29 protein-coding genes are annotated in these 19,392 nt (G+C 44.3%); 6 read left to right on the forward strand and 23 right to left on the reverse strand.

Translation table 11 applies throughout. From position 1 onward, the window contains the following. Position 1: 1 nt before the first annotated feature. The 6 genes from NQ095_RS06055 to NQ095_RS06080 form a co-directional block, all read right to left on the reverse strand. Positions 2-565, reverse strand: coding sequence for a GNAT family N-acetyltransferase (locus NQ095_RS06055; protein ID WP_258262585.1), 564 nt, complete (start codon positions 563-565; stop codon positions 2-4). Between the two features lie 24 nt (positions 566-589). Further along, positions 590-1,180: a YdeI/OmpD-associated family protein gene (locus NQ095_RS06060; protein ID WP_375162814.1), complete on the reverse strand. Its 591-nt coding sequence runs from the start codon at positions 1,178-1,180 to the stop codon at positions 590-592. Positions 1,181-1,198: 18 nt separating this feature from the next. Then, positions 1,199-1,570, reverse strand: a complete 372-nt coding sequence (locus NQ095_RS06065) for an iron chaperone (RefSeq protein ID WP_258262586.1) — start codon at positions 1,568-1,570, stop codon at positions 1,199-1,201. Positions 1,571-1,587: 17 nt separating this feature from the next. Then, positions 1,588-2,127, reverse strand: coding sequence for a GNAT family N-acetyltransferase (locus NQ095_RS06070; protein WP_258262587.1), 540 nt, complete (start codon positions 2,125-2,127; stop codon positions 1,588-1,590). 177 nt (positions 2,128-2,304) lie between these two features. Then, positions 2,305-3,579: a neutral/alkaline non-lysosomal ceramidase N-terminal domain-containing protein gene (locus NQ095_RS06075; protein WP_258262588.1), complete on the reverse strand. Its 1,275-nt coding sequence runs from the start codon at positions 3,577-3,579 to the stop codon at positions 2,305-2,307. A gap of 183 nt (positions 3,580-3,762) precedes the next feature. Then, positions 3,763-5,241: a SulP family inorganic anion transporter gene (locus NQ095_RS06080; RefSeq protein WP_258262589.1), complete on the reverse strand. Its 1,479-nt coding sequence runs from the start codon at positions 5,239-5,241 to the stop codon at positions 3,763-3,765. A 279-nt stretch (positions 5,242-5,520) separates the two neighbouring features. Between NQ095_RS06080 and NQ095_RS06085 the strand changes: the two genes are divergently transcribed. Further along, the gene (locus tag NQ095_RS06085) at positions 5,521-5,937 is read left to right on the forward strand and encodes a universal stress protein (protein ID WP_258262590.1); all 417 of its coding nucleotides are present in this window, start codon (positions 5,521-5,523) and stop codon (positions 5,935-5,937) included. Positions 5,938-6,021: 84 nt separating this feature from the next. Here NQ095_RS06085 and NQ095_RS06090 read toward each other — a convergent pair whose 3' ends face one another. Further along, positions 6,022-6,153, reverse strand: coding sequence for a hypothetical protein (locus tag NQ095_RS06090; RefSeq protein WP_258262591.1), 132 nt, complete (start codon positions 6,151-6,153; stop codon positions 6,022-6,024). A 266-nt stretch (positions 6,154-6,419) separates the two neighbouring features. Here NQ095_RS06090 and NQ095_RS06095 point away from each other — a divergent pair, with 266 nt between their 5' ends. From NQ095_RS06095 to NQ095_RS06105, 3 genes are all read left to right on the forward strand, one after another. Further along, positions 6,420-6,743: an ArsR/SmtB family transcription factor gene (locus NQ095_RS06095; protein WP_258262835.1), complete on the forward strand. Its 324-nt coding sequence runs from the start codon at positions 6,420-6,422 to the stop codon at positions 6,741-6,743. A gap of 70 nt (positions 6,744-6,813) precedes the next feature. Continuing rightward, entirely contained in the window at positions 6,814-6,969 is a 156-nt protein-coding gene (locus NQ095_RS06100) for a hypothetical protein (protein ID WP_258262592.1), read from the forward strand. 21 nt (positions 6,970-6,990) lie between these two features. Continuing rightward, positions 6,991-7,857 (forward strand): permease, encoded by an 867-nt coding sequence (locus NQ095_RS06105; RefSeq protein WP_258262593.1) that lies wholly within the window; start codon positions 6,991-6,993, stop codon positions 7,855-7,857. 46 nt (positions 7,858-7,903) lie between these two features. Here the strand turns inward: NQ095_RS06105 and arsC are convergent, their stop codons facing one another. Genes arsC through NQ095_RS06120 form a run of 3 tightly spaced genes read right to left on the reverse strand, consistent with a single transcriptional unit; the run spans position 7,904 to position 10,010 of the window. Then, positions 7,904-8,323: an arsenate reductase (thioredoxin) gene (gene arsC / locus NQ095_RS06110; protein ID WP_258262594.1), complete on the reverse strand. Its 420-nt coding sequence runs from the start codon at positions 8,321-8,323 to the stop codon at positions 7,904-7,906. A gap of 24 nt (positions 8,324-8,347) precedes the next feature. After that, positions 8,348-9,637, reverse strand: coding sequence for an arsenic transporter (locus tag NQ095_RS06115; protein WP_258262595.1), 1,290 nt, complete (start codon positions 9,635-9,637; stop codon positions 8,348-8,350). A 19-nt stretch (positions 9,638-9,656) separates the two neighbouring features. Next, positions 9,657-10,010, reverse strand: a complete 354-nt coding sequence (locus tag NQ095_RS06120; protein ID WP_258262596.1) for an ArsR/SmtB family transcription factor — start codon at positions 10,008-10,010, stop codon at positions 9,657-9,659. An 87-nt stretch (positions 10,011-10,097) separates the two neighbouring features. Between NQ095_RS06120 and NQ095_RS06125 the strand changes: the two genes are divergently transcribed. Continuing rightward, positions 10,098-10,592, forward strand: coding sequence for a GNAT family N-acetyltransferase (locus NQ095_RS06125; RefSeq protein ID WP_258262597.1), 495 nt, complete (start codon positions 10,098-10,100; stop codon positions 10,590-10,592). Positions 10,593-10,693: 101 nt separating this feature from the next. Here NQ095_RS06125 and NQ095_RS06130 read toward each other — a convergent pair whose 3' ends face one another. From NQ095_RS06130 to NQ095_RS06140, 3 genes are all read right to left on the reverse strand, one after another. Next, positions 10,694-11,167, reverse strand: coding sequence for a DinB family protein (locus NQ095_RS06130; protein ID WP_258262598.1), 474 nt, complete (start codon positions 11,165-11,167; stop codon positions 10,694-10,696). Between the two features lie 79 nt (positions 11,168-11,246). Beyond that, positions 11,247-11,711, reverse strand: coding sequence for an NUDIX hydrolase (locus NQ095_RS06135; protein WP_258262599.1), 465 nt, complete (start codon positions 11,709-11,711; stop codon positions 11,247-11,249). Beyond that, positions 11,708-12,295, reverse strand: a complete 588-nt coding sequence (locus NQ095_RS06140) for a histidine phosphatase family protein (protein WP_258262600.1) — start codon at positions 12,293-12,295, stop codon at positions 11,708-11,710. The genes NQ095_RS06135 and NQ095_RS06140 overlap by 4 nt, the downstream gene beginning before the upstream one ends. Before the next feature lie 41 nt (positions 12,296-12,336). On the opposite strand from NQ095_RS06140, the gene NQ095_RS06145 reads away from it, so the two are divergent. Then, positions 12,337-12,462 carry a hypothetical protein gene (locus tag NQ095_RS06145; RefSeq protein WP_258262601.1) on the forward strand — a complete coding sequence of 42 codons (126 nt, stop codon included), beginning with the start codon at positions 12,337-12,339 and terminating at the stop codon, positions 12,460-12,462. Between the two features lie 81 nt (positions 12,463-12,543). Here the strand turns inward: NQ095_RS06145 and NQ095_RS06150 are convergent, their stop codons facing one another. The 10 genes from NQ095_RS06150 to NQ095_RS06195 form a co-directional block, all read right to left on the reverse strand. Further along, positions 12,544-12,963, reverse strand: a complete 420-nt coding sequence (locus tag NQ095_RS06150; RefSeq protein WP_258262602.1) for a YhfM domain-containing protein — start codon at positions 12,961-12,963, stop codon at positions 12,544-12,546. A 12-nt stretch (positions 12,964-12,975) separates the two neighbouring features. After that, positions 12,976-13,446 (reverse strand): GyrI-like domain-containing protein, encoded by a 471-nt coding sequence (locus tag NQ095_RS06155; protein ID WP_258262603.1) that lies wholly within the window; start codon positions 13,444-13,446, stop codon positions 12,976-12,978. Positions 13,447-13,449: 3 nt separating this feature from the next. Continuing rightward, a complete protein-coding gene (locus NQ095_RS06160) occupies positions 13,450-14,241 on the reverse strand; it encodes a phosphotransferase (RefSeq protein WP_258262604.1) in 792 nt (263 codons plus the stop codon). 129 nt (positions 14,242-14,370) lie between these two features. After that, on the reverse strand, positions 14,371-16,101 hold the full coding sequence (locus NQ095_RS06165) for an ATP-binding protein (RefSeq protein WP_258262605.1): 1,731 nt from the start codon (positions 16,099-16,101) through the stop codon (positions 14,371-14,373). Next, on the reverse strand, positions 16,102-17,277 hold the full coding sequence (locus NQ095_RS06170) for a beta-ketoacyl synthase N-terminal-like domain-containing protein (protein ID WP_258262606.1): 1,176 nt from the start codon (positions 17,275-17,277) through the stop codon (positions 16,102-16,104). A 469-nt stretch (positions 17,278-17,746) separates the two neighbouring features. After that, on the reverse strand, positions 17,747-18,034 hold the full coding sequence (locus tag NQ095_RS06175) for a YesK-like family protein (protein ID WP_258262607.1): 288 nt from the start codon (positions 18,032-18,034) through the stop codon (positions 17,747-17,749). Between the two features lie 25 nt (positions 18,035-18,059). Next, on the reverse strand, positions 18,060-18,224 hold the full coding sequence (locus tag NQ095_RS06180; RefSeq protein ID WP_258262608.1) for a hypothetical protein: 165 nt from the start codon (positions 18,222-18,224) through the stop codon (positions 18,060-18,062). Next, positions 18,225-18,485, reverse strand: a complete 261-nt coding sequence (locus tag NQ095_RS06185) for a PH domain-containing protein (RefSeq protein WP_258262609.1) — start codon at positions 18,483-18,485, stop codon at positions 18,225-18,227. Positions 18,486-18,549: 64 nt separating this feature from the next. Then, positions 18,550-18,969, reverse strand: coding sequence for an HIT family protein (locus NQ095_RS06190; protein WP_258262610.1), 420 nt, complete (start codon positions 18,967-18,969; stop codon positions 18,550-18,552). Positions 18,970-18,997: 28 nt separating this feature from the next. Next, on the reverse strand, positions 18,998-19,327 hold the full coding sequence (locus NQ095_RS06195) for an HIT domain-containing protein (RefSeq protein ID WP_258262611.1): 330 nt from the start codon (positions 19,325-19,327) through the stop codon (positions 18,998-19,000). Between the last annotated feature and the right edge of the window lie 65 nt (positions 19,328-19,392).

Genomic DNA, 19,392 nt, shown 5'->3' on the forward strand with positions numbered 1-19,392 from the left:
CTTATGCTTCATCCCTTTTTTCTTTATTTTCCCCTTTTAAAAGGGAGTACATGAGTAAATCATCAAACTGCCCGCACGTATATTCATAATGTCTGAGAAGACCTTCTCTGTGAAAACCTTTCTCTTCCACCAGTTTTCTCGAGGCGTCATTATCAGGTATAACCAAGGCTTCAATTCTCTCAAGATTAAGGTGTGTAAACCCATGATTGACAACAGCGTCCAACGCTTCACCTGCTATCCCCTGCCCCCAATACTCCCTGTTCAATTCGAATCCTACTTCCGCCCGAAAGTGCTTTGGATGCAGATTCAGGAAACCGCAGCTTCCAATGACCTTTCTTTCGTCCTTCAACGTTATCCCCCATCGAATGCCCGTACCGCTTTCTAGGATTTCCTTATACCAATCGATTTCTCCCTGTACCTCCAGAACGGATTGAAATGGTGGCAGTCCCATATACTGGACCACCTTTTTGTCAGAGAGGTAAGTCAACATATCTGGAGCGTCAGCTGGAAGGACTTCCCGTAACATCAGTCTAGCTGTTTCAATAACTGGAAAAGAGCTGCTCATTTCGTTTCCTGCTTTCATCATTCTTTAGTCATTTAATCCTTTACCATCCAAAATATGCTGCACATATTTTTCAACCCTCGACTCCCGGGTTTTTGCTTGCTTCGCTTTGGAAATATAAAGGATATATGCCCTCTGGCGACCCGGCGTCAAGTTTTCAAAAGCCGTTTTCAATTCATGCATTTCCTCGAATTTCTGCTTCAGTTCATCTGGAAGCGGATATTCTTCCGTCTTTTTCAATTCCACTTCCAGACCCGCTTTTTCGACTTCGATCGCTTCCTGGATGTAGGCTTCCAGGATCGACTTCATTTCAATGATCTCTTCTGCGCTGGTGAACCGGATCTGCCGGGCTGCCTGCACATTCTCCGTCTGTTGGATCAGAATCCCTTGAGGATCCTTGAGTAACGCCCCTTTGTGAAACAAGAGGGCACAATAGTCTTTAAAACCATGCATCAACACGATGTTTTTTCCTTCTAACGTGTAACAGGGATGCATCCACTTGATTTCCTCCTCCAGCTCTTCAAAGGAAAGAAGGATGCTTCTCAGTCTTTCATATTCTTCCTGCCACTTCTTCGCTTTTTTAATGAATCCATCAACCTTGCGATTTGGCTTGATCACATGCAGCACTCCTTTCCTCTATTTTCGCCAAAAGCCAGTGAATTCAGCTTTTTCTTGAATATTATAGGTAATTATATCTTCAAGCAGTCTGTAATCGACTGGATCTTTCCACGGGATGCGAAACAAACCTTTGGTCGCACTGTAACCGGCTTCTTTAATGCGGTCGGCGAAATGTACCATTGTAACTTCTTCCGGCGCTACACTCACATGGTGCTTCGCAGTTGAGATCCCGATGATAAAGGTACCATGATCCGTAAACATCGGGGTATTCCACTTGATGGCTGGTTCCAGTTGTGGGAATGTTTCCTGCACCCAGGTCAGGATTTCCTCCATCCGCGTACGATGATCGGGATGATCGATCCCGGCTAAATAAGTTGAAAAGACTTCCATTTCAATTTCCTCCTTCACTACTTCCTTTTGCTTCGTAATACTGTGATAAAGCCGTCCAAAATGTCATGAGAAACCGAGAAACCTTTTCGCTTGTAGAATGCCAGTGCCTCATGGTTTCCATTCGAAGTAAAGACAAAATAGTCCTCGATGTCTTCAAACGTTTTCAACCATTCCATCGACATGGTGAATAGTTTCGATCCGATGCCGAATTGCCGATACCCCTCTTTAATATAAAATTGCGAAAGGCAGCCAACCTTTTCTTTTTGTACAGATGATAGGTCGAAAAACGTGGCAAAATCATTCGAATACGCTTCCTTCGGTGATATGTTGGTATACACATAGGCAATGACTTCATTTTTTTCCGGCTCTTTCACGATTACCAGATAATTATGTACAGCACTTCGAATCGATGGCAGCATCCGTGTGTCAAAATTCATCGTATCAAACCGTTCCCGCGCAATGAATGCTTTCGACTTCTGGAAGTGCATCAGTTCATTGCACAAATCCCGGCAGTACTCGGCTTGTTCTTCAGGAATCACTTCATATTGCAGATTCATCACTATCATTCCCTTGTCATCAGCTTGTGTAATCTCTTATGTAGGTATTTCTCTGTTAGTTATCGGTTTTCCTTTATATAAATCAAGCAGAAACGAGAAAGTGTGTCTCTTAAAAGGGCACTGCGGTTAAATTAGCCTCTGGAGACCGCTCGGCATGTTGGTTTAGGTCCGACAAGTCTACCCTCTTTCCGATTCTCTGTGCATCTCGAGTACTTTGTGAACCACTTTTTGAGAAGTGTCTTCTACCGGTGGCATCCAAAGATTTGTGATCGGTCCGTACACGACTGGATTCAGTTCCACTTCGTATCCCCCATATGGGTATGCTTCCTTTGTAGGTAAATAACCGAGATAGCCATTGGTGTAGCCTCCAAAGAAGGCAAGGGGATTCTTCAATTTTCCCTGGATCTCAAGGGCAGACTCTGAAAAGGGCTCCATGGGGATTCCGGAAAACGAACCTTCGTTAATATGGAATGCTTGGATTTCTACATCAATCGAGATGTGCCTGTCATTCTGTTCATATTTTTCCAACATATGCGTATGCCATTTGCTTGTATTGACTCCCCATTGTTCCTCGGCGTTGGCGGCCATTCTTTCGATCCCCTCTGGTTCCGGGATTTCGATTAATGGCATCGGCATGATGGTCGAATTCGTATGCAATCTGGAAATCTTCTTATACTCAATGGAAGGAATCATCGTCAAGACACCGCCACTCAAGGCATATGCCATCTTCTCCACTGCTTCCCGTGAACCGCGGTATCTGGCATTCACATTCCCTGAAGCACCTTGTACGATGATGACGGGGCACCCAAGGATGTGTTCAAGGATTCTTCTCGTCTCCCCAGGATAGTCCCCGGACAGGCAATCACTATCCGATTTCAGGACATTGGGATGAGCCGTACAGAATACGATGGCCCCAGAAAGTGAGTGATCCTGCTGATGTCGAACGGCCATAAGCCCGATTCGCTTATCCACCACACCCTTCTCATTGGTCCCCATCTTCACTTTCCCGTCTGCCGTTTCTTCTCTACGATTCACCCCGATATCTCCAAGAGTGACATTCCAGCCTACTTCAGAAGGATGCATACGTTCATGAGCCATTACAGCTGCCTTCACCGTATTTTCAATCAGAATGGTTTTATACGCTTTCACTATTTCACTGCTACTGACCGTGGCTGGTCCTGAATGCGTATGAGTGAAAACGACCGTTATTTTTTCATACGATACATCCAATTCAGCCGCAATCCGTTCACGAATCACTGACGTGTCCTCAATCAGCATCCCAATGTTGTCTACGCTGATAAAAATAGATTTATTATCGTTATGTTCAAACACGAATGCTGTGGAATAAATCCGTTCATCAATATCGCTAATTCCTTCGGGCCTGTGGTACCCGATGAAATCGATGCCTATAGGGGGTGTTATATCAATCTTGTACACTCCTGCTCTGCTCAATATTCCCTCTCCTTATTAACCGTATTTTCATAAAATTTGTAGCAGAACCCTCGATCTCTATTCTAATTATTCCAAAACAAGGCAAACTACTCAAGAAAGATCTTCTTTTAAAATATGACTTCACAGAATAATCTAACTGCATAACAAAAAGCTCTTTGTCATTCAAGACAAAGAGCTTCCCGTTTAATGTCCGACGGCTTTATCAAGAGCGCCGGGCTGATTGTGAACAGCCAGCCTGTTCACCAGTTTATTGCTTTCTTCATTTAATCCAATCAAGGTGACCTTCACACCGTTCTGGTGATATTTGATGACCACTTTATCGATGGCCCCTACAGCCGAGTCATCCCAAAGGTGGGCATCCGTAAGGTCCAGCGTCACTTCTTTAACCTGTTCCGTGAAATCAAATGATTCCACAAACTCGGATACGGAAGCAAAGAATAACTGACCCGATACCCGATACACCTTTTTATGCGGTTTATCGGTGGATAGCGTCGTAATCTTCACTTTCGAAATCTTGGAGGCAAAGAATATGGCACTCAAGATGATTCCTACCAATACTCCTTTTGACAGATCATGTGTCAAGAGCACTGTAATGACCGTCGCCAACATCACGACCGTATCCGTTAATGGCGTTTTATGAAGATTCTTAATGGATGACCAATCGAATGTCCCGATGGAAACCATGAACATCACTCCGACTAGTGCCGCCATGGGAATGGTGACAAGGAAGTCGTTCAATAACAGGATCAGGATCATCAAGAACACACCTGCTACCAATGTAGACAAACGTCCTCTCCCGCCTGACTTCACGTTGATGACCGATTGACCGATCATCGCACAACCGGCCATCCCGCCAAAGAAAGCAGAAACGATATTCGCAACTCCTTGTCCCTTTGCTTCCTGGTTCTTGTCACTTGTTGTATCCGTCATATCATCCACGATGGATGCGGTCAATAAAGATTCAACCAATCCGACAATCGCAATGGAAAGCGAATAGGGAAAGATGATCTGTAAGGTTTCAAAGGTAAACGGAATATCCGGGATCAAGAAAATCGGTAACGACTGAGTCAGTTGCCCCATGTCACCCACGGTCCTCACATCACTATTGATAAAAACAGCGACCACTGTGATGGCAATGATGGCAACCAAAGGAGATGGAACCGCCTTGGTGAAGCGTGGGAGAATATAAATAATCGCCAACGCACTGGCAACCATCGCATACATCACCCACGATTCACCGACAAAGTGTGGTAATTGCGCCGTAAAGATCAGAATAGCCAACGCATTCACAAACCCGATCATGACGGAACGCGGAACAAACTTCATTAATCGTCCCAACTTACATACACCCATCAGGATTTGAATGACCCCCGTCAGAATGGTGGCGGCCAGTAGATACTGCAGCCCGTGATCGGCCACAAGGTTTACCATCACCAGAGCCGTTGCACCGGTCGCAGCGGAAATCATTCCGGGACGCCCACCTACAAAGGCAATGACCACGGCAATACAGAAGGAAGCGTACAATCCGACCATCGGATCGACACCTGCTATGATCGAGAACGCAATGGCCTCCGGAATCAAAGCCATGGCTACAACCGTTCCTGCCAGGACATCCCCTCGGATGTTTCCAAACCACTGAGATTTAATTGTTGATAAATTCATTATGCACCTCTTTTTCAAAAATTTTGTTGTTGACTTTCAACTCTCATGAAAGTCGGGTCCGTTAAACACAAGGGCCATTATATAACGAATCCTACCTATTGTGAAGCCTCCAATTAAACGTTCACAAACCTTATTTTCTTTCATTTACTTATAAATGCGTCCATTTACCATACGATACATCCTTCCATTAAATTTACATAAATGAGTGTAAAGGAGATTAGTTGGTGATAGTCGAATACCTTACATATCCAAAAAACAACATAGAAAGGAGATTCACTCATGTTCAATAAAATTTTATTAGCAACAGATGGGTCCGACCATTCTATTAGAGCAACTGAAAAAGCCATCGCCCTTGCCTCCTGCCAAAAAAACGGCACCATTGAAGTGGTGTATGTCATCGATGGGAGACAATCAAGAGACGATGTACTGCAGCATTGGGGGACCGATGCCGCTGATCATAGAAAGAAGAAGCTTTTACTCATCGAACAGAAAATCAAACATGCGAAGATTAACTATACAACGCATTATTTACACGGGGAACCGGGTCCCACGATCGTCAAGCATGCGAACGAACAGCAATTCGACGCAGTGGTGATTGGGAGCAGAGGGTTGAATACCCTTCAGGAGATGGTCTTGGGGAGCGTGAGCCATAAAGTCGCGAAAAGAGTGAAGTGTCCTGTGATGATTGTAAAATGACAGAACCCCTTGGGCCCACTTGGCCGAAGAGGTTCCGTTCATCGCAGAGCTCAACGCATTTCTTCTATTGTATCCGTATAAAAACTAGCAGCATGAGCTTTCTTCGTTTTCTTCAGAAGAACAACCCCGTTCTTGTTCCACTTCTTTTATCTCAATCTGACAACACTCTTCGGAATCTCTTTTCTTATCCCCTAGTAAAATCTTAATGAAATTCATTTCATCCATCCCCTTCCATTATTTAAATCAAATAAATTTGATTAATTGCATACATCAACTTTATTTGATTTATACTCATAGTATATGTTCCGCTTTTCGGAATAGCAACTAAATCAAAAAAAATTGAATTTAGGAACCGACATCCAGTCCTCTACATAAGATAATACCGATACATCAAAACTATTTGATTTAATGCTTGACACATGAAAATAATGGATATAAGATGATTACATCAAGAAAAATTGATAAGAAACGAGGATTGAATGATGACAAACGACATTCCATTACAAGACGTATCAGGCACAAAGATGTTTGAAACATACGAACAGAAGTTCAAAGCCATTGCCGATCAGAAAAGGCTTCAGATCATGAACATATTGACGCTGAAAGGCGAAATGTGTGTATGTGACCTGGCTCCATTAATGGATATGAAGCAATCAAAATTATCTTATCATTTAAAGATCCTCCTGGATGCGAACATTGTGAAGAAAGAAACAAAAGGGACTTGGAGCTATTACAGCTTGAACCAGGAAGAGATCAACCACCTGCTTTCAGCAGAATTATGCTGCATGTTCAGGCCATCCTGTTAAATTTTTAAAGATTATATCAATTTTTTTTGATTAATAAATCAACTTATCTTGATTAACGGAGGAGATACACATGTTTAACTTTTATAAAGAAGAAATGATCTTAAAGGAAAAAAGAGTCGACATGCGGGAAAAGGTCGCCATGCAACACGCTAAACCGGCATCATCCCTCTTCACTAAGAAAATCGAAGACCAAATATGCTGCAGCCCTTGCTGCCCGGCAGTTTAATCAGGAAAGGGGACGATCAATATGTGGGGGGAGACAGTTAAAAGCTTTCTGGAAATTGCACTGGAATTAACGGTTTTGTTTGTGGTCATTTCATTTGCCATCAGTTTATTACAAGGATTCATCCCTTATGAAAAAATCGAGAAAAAGATTTCCGGGAAAAACAAGGCCTGGGGTGCGGCCGCTGCAATCGCATTTGCGTTTATCTCTCCATTTTGCTCATGTTCGACGATACCGGTCGTGGTGAATATGTTGAAAAAGAAATTGCCTTTTGGGATTGTCATGATTTTCTTATTTGCTTCACCCGTTTTAGATCCCACGATCCTCACCATCATGGGGGTTGTCCTCGGCTGGAAAGTTGCTCTCATTTATACCGTGGTGACGACCATCTTCTCTGTCAGCATCGGCTTCCTACTCGAGGCATTAGGATTTGAAAAGTATATCAAGAACGTCATGATGACCGGGTTCAATGAAGAAGCGAAGAAGTTCTCCATGAAGGGAGCTTGGAAGGAAACGATTGACTTGATGAGAAGTGTGTATCCCTATCTGATCATCGGTGCAGCCATCGGTGCCGTCATACATGGACTCGTTCCGACGGAGTGGATCTCCGGCTTCTTCGGGAGGGAGCATTGGTGGCTCATACCGATCGCCGCTGTCGTCGGGGTACCCTTGTATATTCGACTTTCAAGTATGATTCCGATTTCACAGATTCTGATCATGAAAGGGATGGCACTCGGACCTGTCATGGCGATGATGATCAGTTCAGCGGGAGCCAGTCTTCCTGAAGTGATCCTCCTTAAATCCATTTTCAAAAAACAGTTGGTCATGATCTTTGTTCTATCGGTGATTACCATGTCTACCGTATCCGGGTTTATCTTCTACTTTGTATGATGGATTGAAAAAGGCAGCTGCTTGACTGCAGCTGCCTCTGTCTTCTTTATTCCCCTGTTTCAGCAAAACGGTGAATTCTTTCCCCCACTTCATCACGCACACGTTGGAAGAATGCCCATTTCTCTTCTTCGGTTCCTTCCGCTTTCGCAGGATCATCGAATCCCCAATGTTCCCGTTTCACATGAGGAGGTGTCATTGGACATTTATCCGCTGCATCTCCGCATAGTGTCACGACTAAGTCTGCGTTATTCAGGATTTCCGTGTCGATGATATCAGATGTTTGATTCGTGATGTCGATGTCGACCTCTTTCATTGCCTTCACCGCATTTGGATTTAAACCGTGTGCTTCGATTCCAGCACTGTATACGTTCCACTCGTCACCTAAGTGTTTTTTCGCCCAGCCTTCTGCCATTTGGCTTCGGCATGAATTACCTGTACATAGGAAGTAGATGGTTTTCTTTGACATGTTGAATCTCTCCTTTAATGTTTGTTAGATGATTAATAACCATAGATATAGCCCGACCAATGTGATGAAGAGGGTTGGGATGGTCAGGATGATTCCTGTTTTAAAATACGTCCCCCAGGAGATTTTCACCCCTTTTAATGAAAGGACGTGGAGCCATAATAATGTGGCCAGTGACCCGATCGGGGTGATCTTCGGTCCTAAATCCGAACCGATGACGTTGGCATAAATCAATGCTTCACGTGTGACACCCGTCGTGTCTGTACCGGCAATCGCCAGGGCGTCGATCATCACCGTCGGCATATTATTCATGATGGATGAAAGGATGGCCGCGATGAAGCCCATTCCGACCGTTGCCGCAAATAATCCCTGATCCGCTGTCATTTGGATGACATCCGCTAATACATTGGTCAACCCTACATTACGGAGACCATACACAACCACATACATGCCGATCGAGAAGAACACGATGGCCCACGGAGCCCCTTTGATGACGGTTCTCGTATTGACGGCTGCACTCCTTCTTGCCATCGCTAAGAAGAAGATGGCTACGATTCCTGCAATGATGGAAACCGGCAGGCCTATGAATTCACTGGCGAAATAGCCGATAAGGAGAATCGAGAGCACCGCCCAGGAAAGGCGGAACATCTTGATATCCTGAATGGCATCCACCGGTTTCTTAAGCTGAGAAACATCATAATTCTTCGGGATGCTCTTGCGGAAAAAGAGATAAAGGACCAAAATACTTGCCCCTAATGAAAACAGGTTCGGAACGATCATACGGGAAGCAAACTCGACAAACCCGATTCCGAAGAAGTCAGCGGACACAATGTTCACCAGGTTACTGACCACTAAAGGAAGGGACGTCGTATCGGCGATGAATCCACTGGCTATGATGAACGGAAAGACGAGCTTCTCACTGAAATTCAGGTTCCGTACCATCGCAAGGACAATCGGCGTCAGGATCAGTGCCGCGCCATCGTTGGCGAAAAGAGCCGCCACCACTGCTCCAAGCAATGAAACGTAGACGAACATCCTCACTCCGTTACCTTTTGCCGCTCTTGCCATATGCAAGGCAGCCCATTCAAAAAATCCGATCTCATCAAGAATGAGAGAAATAATGATAATCGCGATAAATGCTAATGTCGCATTCCAGACGATGCCGGTCACATCCACCACATCGCTGAAATCGACAACCCCCACGATCAGCGCCAAAATGGCTCCGCCGATTGCGGACCAACCTATGGAAAGCCCTTTAGGCTGCCAAATGACGAACACAAGGGTGATGAGAAAAATCACAGATGCTAATATAGTCATAATTCCTTTTTACCTCCTATTAATCACAAGATATGCGTAAGCCCTGCTCCTCCAATTCCTTCAACTTGAAGTCCTGGTTCGGCAGGTGGTCCAGGAGGCTTTGAATCATAGGGAAGTATTCACTCTCACGATTAAGGGAGTAAATAATCCATTGACCACGGCGTTTCTCCCTCACAATCCCCACGTCCTTCAATTTTCGGACGTGCTGACTAATAGCAGGCTGACTCGCTTGAAAGATTTCCACAAATTCACACACGCAACAGTCATTCGTATCCAGTATTTTCACCATGGTTAACCGGGTTTTATCCCCTAATAACTTTAGAATGGTTGCTGATTTGTCTAGTTCAACCGTCACTTCTCCACCTCCATACATTAATATATGCTTATATAATAGTTCACTTATATATAGATTGCAAGGGGTTTTTATATTATTGTAATGATAAAGGGGTGATGATTTAAAATGGTTTACATAGATGAAATGAAACCGGACGATTGGGATCAAGTAGCCAAAATCTATCATGAAGGGATCGCTACGGGGAACGCAACTTTTCAAAATGACATCCCTTCCTGGGAAGAGTGGGATGCCAATCATATACAAGCAGGGCGGATTGTTATCCGTTTAGGGGATTCTATAGTAGGATGGGCTGCCATGAGTCCTGTCTCAAGCCGATGTGTATACAGGGGTGTAGCCGAAGTGAGTGTGTACGTCTCGGCACGGTGCGCTGGGCAGGGAATCGGAAGCCAACTCCTCGGCGCCTTAATCGAAGCAAGTGAACAAGAAGGATTTTGGACCCTTCAATCGGGGATATTCCCCGAAAACCGTGCAAGCATCAAACTTCATGAAAAACATGGCTTTCGAATTATCGGCCACCGTGAGAAGATCGGGAAGATGGATGGCGTTTGGAGGGATACGGTTTTGTTGGAGAGGAGGAGTAAAATCGTAGGAATAAAATGAAAATCCCGGGGACTGAGTACTGAGGCTTGATTGTTCCGGCAAGACTGATGATCAATCTGATTGATTGACATCAGCTTGCCGACTACCACATGAATAAACGCTTATGCCTCGATAAGGTCCGTATCCGGAGGGATATATCCCAGCTGTCTTCCTATTTTCACGATTTGTCCTTTATGGTGAAATTCGTGGGTGACGGTATGGGTATACAGCCATAATGCAGATATCTCAGCACTCTCATCTCCCCCAAAGGATACTAGAATAGTACGCTCCCAATCTCCTTTAAACTCCTGAAGAAATTCCTGAAGAAGGTCATCTGTCTTCCTGAAAATTTCACGCATTTCTTCTACAGTGTTTGCGGAATCTGGAGTGATTTTAGGAAGAGACCGACCTAGAGCACGACTTCCCAGCCATACGCGATAGCAATCTGCCACGTGAACGTGCAGATTGCGGATGGAGTCCCCTCCAAACGATTCAAGTTCTTTAACATAATCCTCTTGGGACATCGTTTCACAATAACGGAATAATAATTCTCTGGTACGACGGATCCACTCATATTGGCTTTCGAAAACATCCATTTTTTGCACTCTCCTTTTATGGTTCTTCAATTTATTCCTAGCTTGTATTTCATATTTTATGAAAATCCAGTAACCCCTATCATCGTCTAACCTGCAAATAATCAGGAGCTTCTTTCTTTACGAAATGCTTCTCAATAAACGCTAGTACTTCCTCATTTCCAGGTAAAGACACAATGCCCTTTGCGTCTTCAAAGGACAACCAACTATAGTCGTTATGCTCTTCGTTTAATGCCACTTCCTGATCATCTGGTACGAATCCCACAAACACAGGCGCGATGTATACATAATTCCCTTCAATTGAATAGATCCGATCAAAGGTATTGGCAGAATATAAGAACATGTTTGTGATTCCTGTCTCTTCTTCCACCTCTCTGTATGCGGCTTCCCAGGCTTTCTCGCCTTCTTCGATGCCTCCGCCGATATAGCACCATACATCTTCCAAAACAGACTCGGCTCTTTTGACGAGCAATACTTTGTATTGATCATCCACTTTCTTCAGTATTACGACAGCGATTCCTGTACATCTGATTGGTACTTCGCTCATCTCATCATCCTCTTCGCTTCAGTCCACAACCGCTGGACCCTTACAAGTTCGAGACCAATAAATTCCATTCGATAAATATCCGGTTTTGATGTACTATGCAGGAAACTTAAATCAAAGCGGCAGTCATAATGGCCCATCATCAACGTCATGATGGCTCCATGTGTGCCGACTGCAATCTTCTTTCCTTCATTTGCCTGTAAAAGTTTATTTAATACGGAAATGGCCCGACTTTGACATTCGGCATTGGATTCTGCCCCCTCTAAGGCAAAATCCGGGTCGCGGAACGACGCCTCCAGCAATGGCAACAATTCTTGATCGGATAACCGATGATCATCTGTTGAAAAGACCCTTTCCTTCAGGTCTTCTTCCACGATCACAGCTTGTCCGATATGCTGACTTACCCCTTCCACAGTCAGAATCGAACGCAGGTAGGGACTTGATACCACGACGTCAATGTCTTCTTTTATAAGCAGCTCGGTAACTTTATGGGCATCGGCTATCCCTTTTTCCGTTAATCCCCGTGTACGTTCAGGACCTTCTATAGGTGAATCGCCGTGTCTTATCATATAGATGTGGGTATTCAATTCAAGATTTCCTCCTCTCATTTTATAAATTTGTCCTCTTTTTGAAAAACGTAATGAGAATCTACCAATCTCTTATCCTAGTAGCACTAAGAATCGTCTCCGGAAACAGGAATCCTGCCGGTTTCAACTACTTTCATGCGGGTTTCACGATTATCGTGCGGGAATAGAAAAATTCGTGCCGGATTTGAGATAATCGTGCAGGTTTGTCGAATTTTCTTAACACTGGACCTCGAACATCGATCCCCTGCTCAATCTCCTAAACTCTCCCCTGTCAAAATTTCAAACAATCGGGCTGATTCAGCCTGTGGTAACTGCGCATACTCTCGAGGCCCCTGCATGACTTCGAGCCCATCCTTCTTCGGACTGATCCACACCTGGTGCAGCACGGCCTTAGCATCGATATTGGGATTTTTAAATTCATAAATAAATCGATAATCAGGAGGACGGATGAAATCTACTTGGGCATCCTTCCAAAGGGCATCATGGAGGATTCCCCTTGCCTCTTCCACCTGTTTTGTATCGGTGACCTTGTTAAACTCTTCATACTTATTTTCATCTCCGACCTGCTTTTCGACGACGATGTTTTGTTTTTCGTGACCTATGTTCGGTTCGTTGTCCTGACAGCCGACCAATAAAATGGCAAGTAAAATGACGGTCATTCTTTTCATCCACATTCCTCGTCAATCCAAGAGGAGGGCATCGTATAATTCCACACTGACATCAGAAGGGTCCCCAGGCTGGTTTTCTTTTTGATAGATTTCGAGATTCCAACTTGTAGTGGAACGGGTATACCCGTTTTCTTTGATCCATTGATGCAGCTGCTCGTAGCTCTGACGGATGCGATGATTCGGTCCCTGATGAAGAATCGTGGCATAGGTGTGGGAAGGGATGGTCAAGGTTGTCATGTCTTCTGGAATGTCACTGTATTCACTTACCTGCAATCCAACCCAATAACCGTCTTCTTCCGGGGACGATTCTTCTACGATAAAGGCGCCTATTTGCTGATCAGGGTGCAGTGCATGATGAATTTCACCCTCTCTTTCTTTCAACTGCTTCGCCGCTTTCGGGATTTCCACCACGTACTTGTCACCGGGGCAAACGACCCTGAACCCCACTAATTTCACTTCTTCAATCTTTTTGACCTCTGACATGATCTACGCCTCCCCTACCCAATCTTTAAGATTTTCCCGAATAAAAGCGATATCCTTCTGATAGTGTTCCACATGCCCTTCTTCTAACATCTTTTGAAAAGCAGGATCGCCTTCCCGTGCTTTCCGGTGGATGGTCTGGCATACTGCTTCCAATCGGCGAAGGACCATCTGAAGATCTTCCATTCCGTAATCAATGCCGTATGACTCAAAGAATCGCCACACTCTTTCTCTGATCCTCGCAGCATCCTGTTCCCGGTCGTAGTGCATAGCGTCACCCGCTTCTGAATAACGGACACGGCTCAAGGGTACACACGTGTACAGAGTATATGCGATGTCCCATCGTCTTGGACCGGGACCCGCCACATCGAAATCAATGATCCCTACAGGTTGCTGTTTGTTAAAAATAATGTTGTATATAGCGAAGTCATTGTGGCATAACACTTCAACCGGCTCTGGTGTGTGATCGATGGGCTGCCAGGCGCTGTCGATTGGAAAATCGCTCACCGCGTCATGATAGTGTCTGAGCATCTTCGCAATTCCGCTAAGCGCCTCATCTGACCACATATATTCCTTTAACGGATAATTCCCCGCTTCCCCTTCAATAAAGGATAAGATTTCCCTGCCCTTCTCATCGATGCCGAGAAACGCCGGTGAATGGTGGAATCCTTTCTTTTCGAGATGATTCAGTAGCTTGTGAACCCTGGCGCTCTCAGGCTTAAGTTCCCGACGGACAGTATTTCCGGAACGGTATACGGTCGATACATTCCCACCGGTTAGTTTTTCTTCCTGTGACATGAGGACTACCCCTTTCCTATTTCCACAAAACCAGTTTGATCCTATAATCCCAATTATTTCAAAAGTCAGACGATTTCACAATCCCCTACTCACTTCAACGAAAAAAAACCTCTCGTTTTCACAAGAGGATCAGTTTTTCTTCGGCAAGAGCATCGTTACGGTCGTTCCCCAGCCTAATTTACTTTTTACTGTCATGTGTCCGTTATAGTCATTCATAAGTTTGAAGCAGATGGTGAGTCCGATTCCGGTTCCCTTGTCTTTATTGGTGAAGTAAGGTTCCCCGATCCGGTCGAGGCGCTTCTTGGAGATACCTTTCCCGTTGTCGATGATCCGGACCCTGACGCATCCATTCGATTCGTCGAGTTTGAGTTTGATGCTACCCTTTTCCTTGACGGCTTCGAGGCTGTTCTTGATGGTATTAAGGAGCACCTGTTTAAAATGCGATTCATGAAATGCAACCTGAGTGTCGGACGGAAGGGAACTCGACATGTAGATCCTCTTGTTCTGTTCCGTGGCGACGGCCTCGAACAGGATCCTGACATGATTGACCTCTTGATGCACATTCAGTTGCATGTCTTCTTCCCGGAGATCTGCTGTATCATTCGCTTCAGGCTTTGCAAGAAGAAGGAGCTCCTTTAATACCTCATTCACCCGATCGATTTCTTCCAGCATGATTCCTTCGAATGGACTTTCTGCATTTTTTTCTTTCATGAGCTGGATGAATCCCCTGACTGTCGTTAGAGGGTTGCGGATTTCATGGGCAATGCTTGCGGCAAGTTCGCCGATGACTTTGCTCTTTTCAGAGGTAAGAAGAAGCTGTTCATTCTGCTTCTGATTGGTGAAATCTATTCCGTAAAACAGCGTGTACAGTTCCTTATCTTGATAGCGTAAAGTGGTCGATCCCCATTGAATATAATGGACATCCCCGTTGATACGGGTCAGCTTTTGCAATTCACCACGAGTGGTTTTCAGTTGATGAGTCTTGATGAACGTGGAGAATTTCATGCCCATCATCTGTTCTCCCGAAATCATCAATAAGGCGCAAATGGAATGGTTGATCTTCACGATTCTATTATCTTTATCCAAGACAACCAAATAATTCGGATTGATATTCATGATTTCTTCCAGCAGATTGCTTTGTTTCAAGAGACTGTCATTCGCCACATTCAGTTGTTCCGATTGCATCTGGAAGAAGCCGAGAAACAAGAGAATCGCTACAAGGATGGAATTGAAGCTTGAATAATATAAAGGTAAGACGCCGAATCCGCTGATGACCCCATTCAAGAATACAAAGAAAGAGCCAAACACAAGCTTCGCATAAAAAAGACGGAAAAAGGCGTCATTCAATTTTAATGTAAGTCCAAGAAGGCAAAACGTGTGAACAAATACCAATAGGACATTGATGATAAAAGTAGAGTTAAGCATCCCATACACCGGCATCAAATGAGAAGGAGCGAACGCTGTTTCAGGGACGATTGTATACGAGGTGACCCCGATTGAAGTGAAATTGATCCCGTAAACAATGAGACTGAACCCAATGAGGAACAGGAGAATCCCTTTACTAAATAACAGGCGGTATTTCCTTAATTCATCATGACTTTGTACAAGATAGTATGCAAAATAAGACATGAGCGGCATGATCATGATCGGACCGATTCGGAAGATCCGGAAGGCATGATCGATCAGTTCAGGTGAAAAATAGTCATTGGCGTACAAAAAGGCAATATCTATCTGCCATAAACATAATAACAATAGAAATAATGATAACGCCTTGGTTAAGGTTGTTTTTGAATAGAATAGTAGTGATCCTGAAATGATGACAGGAATGAATGAAATTGCGACTAACAGAACAAACTCCATTTACCTCTCCCCTTTTGCGATCATCATACAGCTGTTGATTCCCCCGTATCCCTGTGAAGTGATCAGGACACGTTCAATGGAGTGCGGCTGTGCATCCTCCACGACAGATAAGTCCGAAAAATATTCTTTATTATACCCTATTGTTGGTGGAATGAACTGCTTTTCCAAACTAATTACAGCGGATATCAGTTGAAAGATACCTGATGCCCCCATGGGATGACCGGTCATTCCCTTTATGGAAGTGATGGGAATGGAATGAACCGCGAATCTTTCTTTATATATATCGGCTTCCAAACGATCTTGTTGAAGGATCCCGAGTGCCTGACTGTTGATGTACGATGGGAGTCCTTGAGATAGACAGTGATCGACCGCTTTCAGTAACATCCTTCCCCCGGGATCAGACTGGTATGGGGACAGGCCGTCCTGGCTCACATACGACAATCCGACTTCTCCCCTAACCCGGGCTCCTCGCTCTTCAGCAATATTTCTTCTTTCTAGGATCAAGACGCCAGCTCCTTCTGATATGGCAAACCCCTCTCCCGTCGAAAACGGTCCAGGTGGCCCCTTGTCCACATTGCCTTCAAATAATATCTTCAATCTACTGAATCCATCTACAATCACATCATCCAAGGTCGAATCGGATCCTCCGACAATGCACATATCCACCTGATTTGATTCAATGAGCAAGTTCCCCAACTGTACCGCATCGAGACCAGAGGTGCAGCTATTGGCAAGGCTGAACGACATCCCATTCACTTGAAAAGCGGCACAGATACTTGATACAAGGGAATAGGAATTCATATTCCCGATTGAAAATACGCTGCTTCGTGTACTTCCCTTACTCACCTTGATCGTATCCGATATCGCTCCCCCCGACGATCCGATCACCACTCCGACACGGTAATCCGAGACCGGGAAACGGGACATCAAAAGGGCTTCCTCTGCAGCATACAGGACCATTTGGACGGCTTTTGGAAGCCTGCCACCCCGGGGAAGAATACGCTTACACGTTTCGGTTAAATCCTCATCCTCCACTTTTCCCATATACATACTCTTCCCCTTAACCTTAAAACGATCCAGGACTATCTTCTTATCCATTAAGACCTCGGTGAATTGGGAAACACTTGAGAACTTTGGACCAATGATACCATACCCTGTAATAACCGCACCTGCCATCCCCACCACTTCCTTTCGCCTACCTATCTATTATTTTACTGAAAAACGAAAGAAAACCATATATATATACCTAGTGAATTTACGTTATTTTATGGTAAATTAGGATTACTTTTGGAAATAACCTAAAATAACCCGTTTCCTGGGAGAGAAACGGGTTTGAGCCAGCTGCAGGGAAACGTGGAATGGTGATGGAACGTGAAAGAGATTTTTCAACAAACGGTTTATATAATAAGATTCGGGATCATAAGGAGGAAAATCCGGCTCATATTATGGTATGAACAGGTTGTATCTTCAAAATGTCCCCGAAAAAAAACAGCGGATGAAGAGGACATTAGTCAAAACCACACGTAAAGGATGCTTAAAACGGGGATTTTCCATTGGTACATCCCGACTCACTTCTTCCCTCCCCTCAAGAGGGATCCAGCAACGGCAGCGATAACATCACCAATCGCAATCAATATCGCAATCATCAACCCACCCTTTCATCAGCTCTAGTCTTCTTCTTTATGAACGGGCTGATTACCGTTCCAATGGCAAGACCAAGAAACGCAGCAATGGCATAGAAACCAATGGCCATCCCGTCCCAGCCGCCGACCATGAATATGCTGTAAAGAATGGTTCCGAGACAGACAAAGCCCAATAGTGAAGACAAACTGAATACGATGTAATTACGGGTATACCTGGCCATCACCACAATCAGGCAAGCTGAGATGAAAAAAAGCACAATGATTGGCAGCCAACCTTCTAACATTAACATGTTATTCACCCCCTCGGCATGTTCATTAAATCCCTCTGCTAAACCACCAAAAGAAAAAGAGTATCACGACTACAATAAACCACAGCAGGGCAATCACATGTTTTCTTTCCGTTTTTTTCTTACCTGAGTTAGCAGCAACGATACCGCCGACCAATGGGAAGGAAAAAGCGACCCACATCCAGAAACCCATCTAACTCGCTTCCATGAATGAGAGGATTTTGTCTTTCAAACCACCATTGCTTGTAAAGAGAATATACTTTTCCGAATGGGTCTTGATGACGATTCTGTCTGTGTGCCCATAAGGAAATCCGATTCGGATGGCTTTCTTAACTTCACCACCATATGTATCATCCAGCGTTACGTCTTTGATTTCTGAAAGAGGGATATCTATTTGACTTAACTGCCATTTGATACGAAGGTTCTCATTGTTCCTCGATACCTTTACTTCCATTCTGATCACTCCTATCTATATAAATATTTACGAGATAAGAATGCAGAAAGTTTCAAATTTTCCCCTATTTCGAATTTGAAGTCTCTTTCTTCCTTTTGTTTTCAGGTTGCTTTAACCAGTAACGAACCCCTTTTCCAGCCAGCGGTTCGTCATTGTATCTCGGAATCACATGCAGGTGAGCGTGGAAAATAAACTGATTGGACACCTCACCGATATTCCAGCCAAGCGTATAACCATCTGGTGAATACGTTTCATCTAAGTATGTCTTTGCCCGTTGTAACATTTCGTATGTATCGTTCCATTCTTTCTCCGTCAACTCGAATGCATTTGCGTGATGACTTTTCGGTACAATCACGCCGGATCCTTCCAGTACGTCCTGGTACTTGTTATGTTGCAGGAAATAGCAGGATTCGTTTTCAAATAGGATGTTTTGGTCTATGTCCTTTTCCGGATGGCAGAATGGACAGGTTTTTTGATTGGTCATGAGTATTCTCCTTTCTTACTATTAGTTCTTATCGCAACGCCTTACCAGAGACAATATGCCAGTGCAGGTGCTTGGAATCCTGATAGTCTCCCATATTTGTGACAACTTTACACGCCCCATGCTCACTTGTAACCATTCGTGCTACCTTTTTAATGACGCCTAATAGTTCAATCAATAACTCGTCATCATCTTCTTCAAGTGTAAGGAGTGAAGGAATATGTTTTTTGGGAATCGCTACGATATGGACGGGATAATACGGCTTAGTATGGTAATAGGCAAGGACATTGTCTGTTTCCAGGACCTTTTTGACTTCTGTACTTCCGCTTAACACTTCATCACAATAAAAATCATTTGACATGGTTTGACCTCCCGGGTACGGTTTCTACTTCCAATTATTTCAAACCTCTGGCACTTTGACAATCC

This window comes from Rossellomorea sp. SC111 (assembly GCF_024733565.1).
Classification (GTDB): domain Bacteria; phylum Bacillota; class Bacilli; order Bacillales; family Bacillaceae_B; genus Rossellomorea.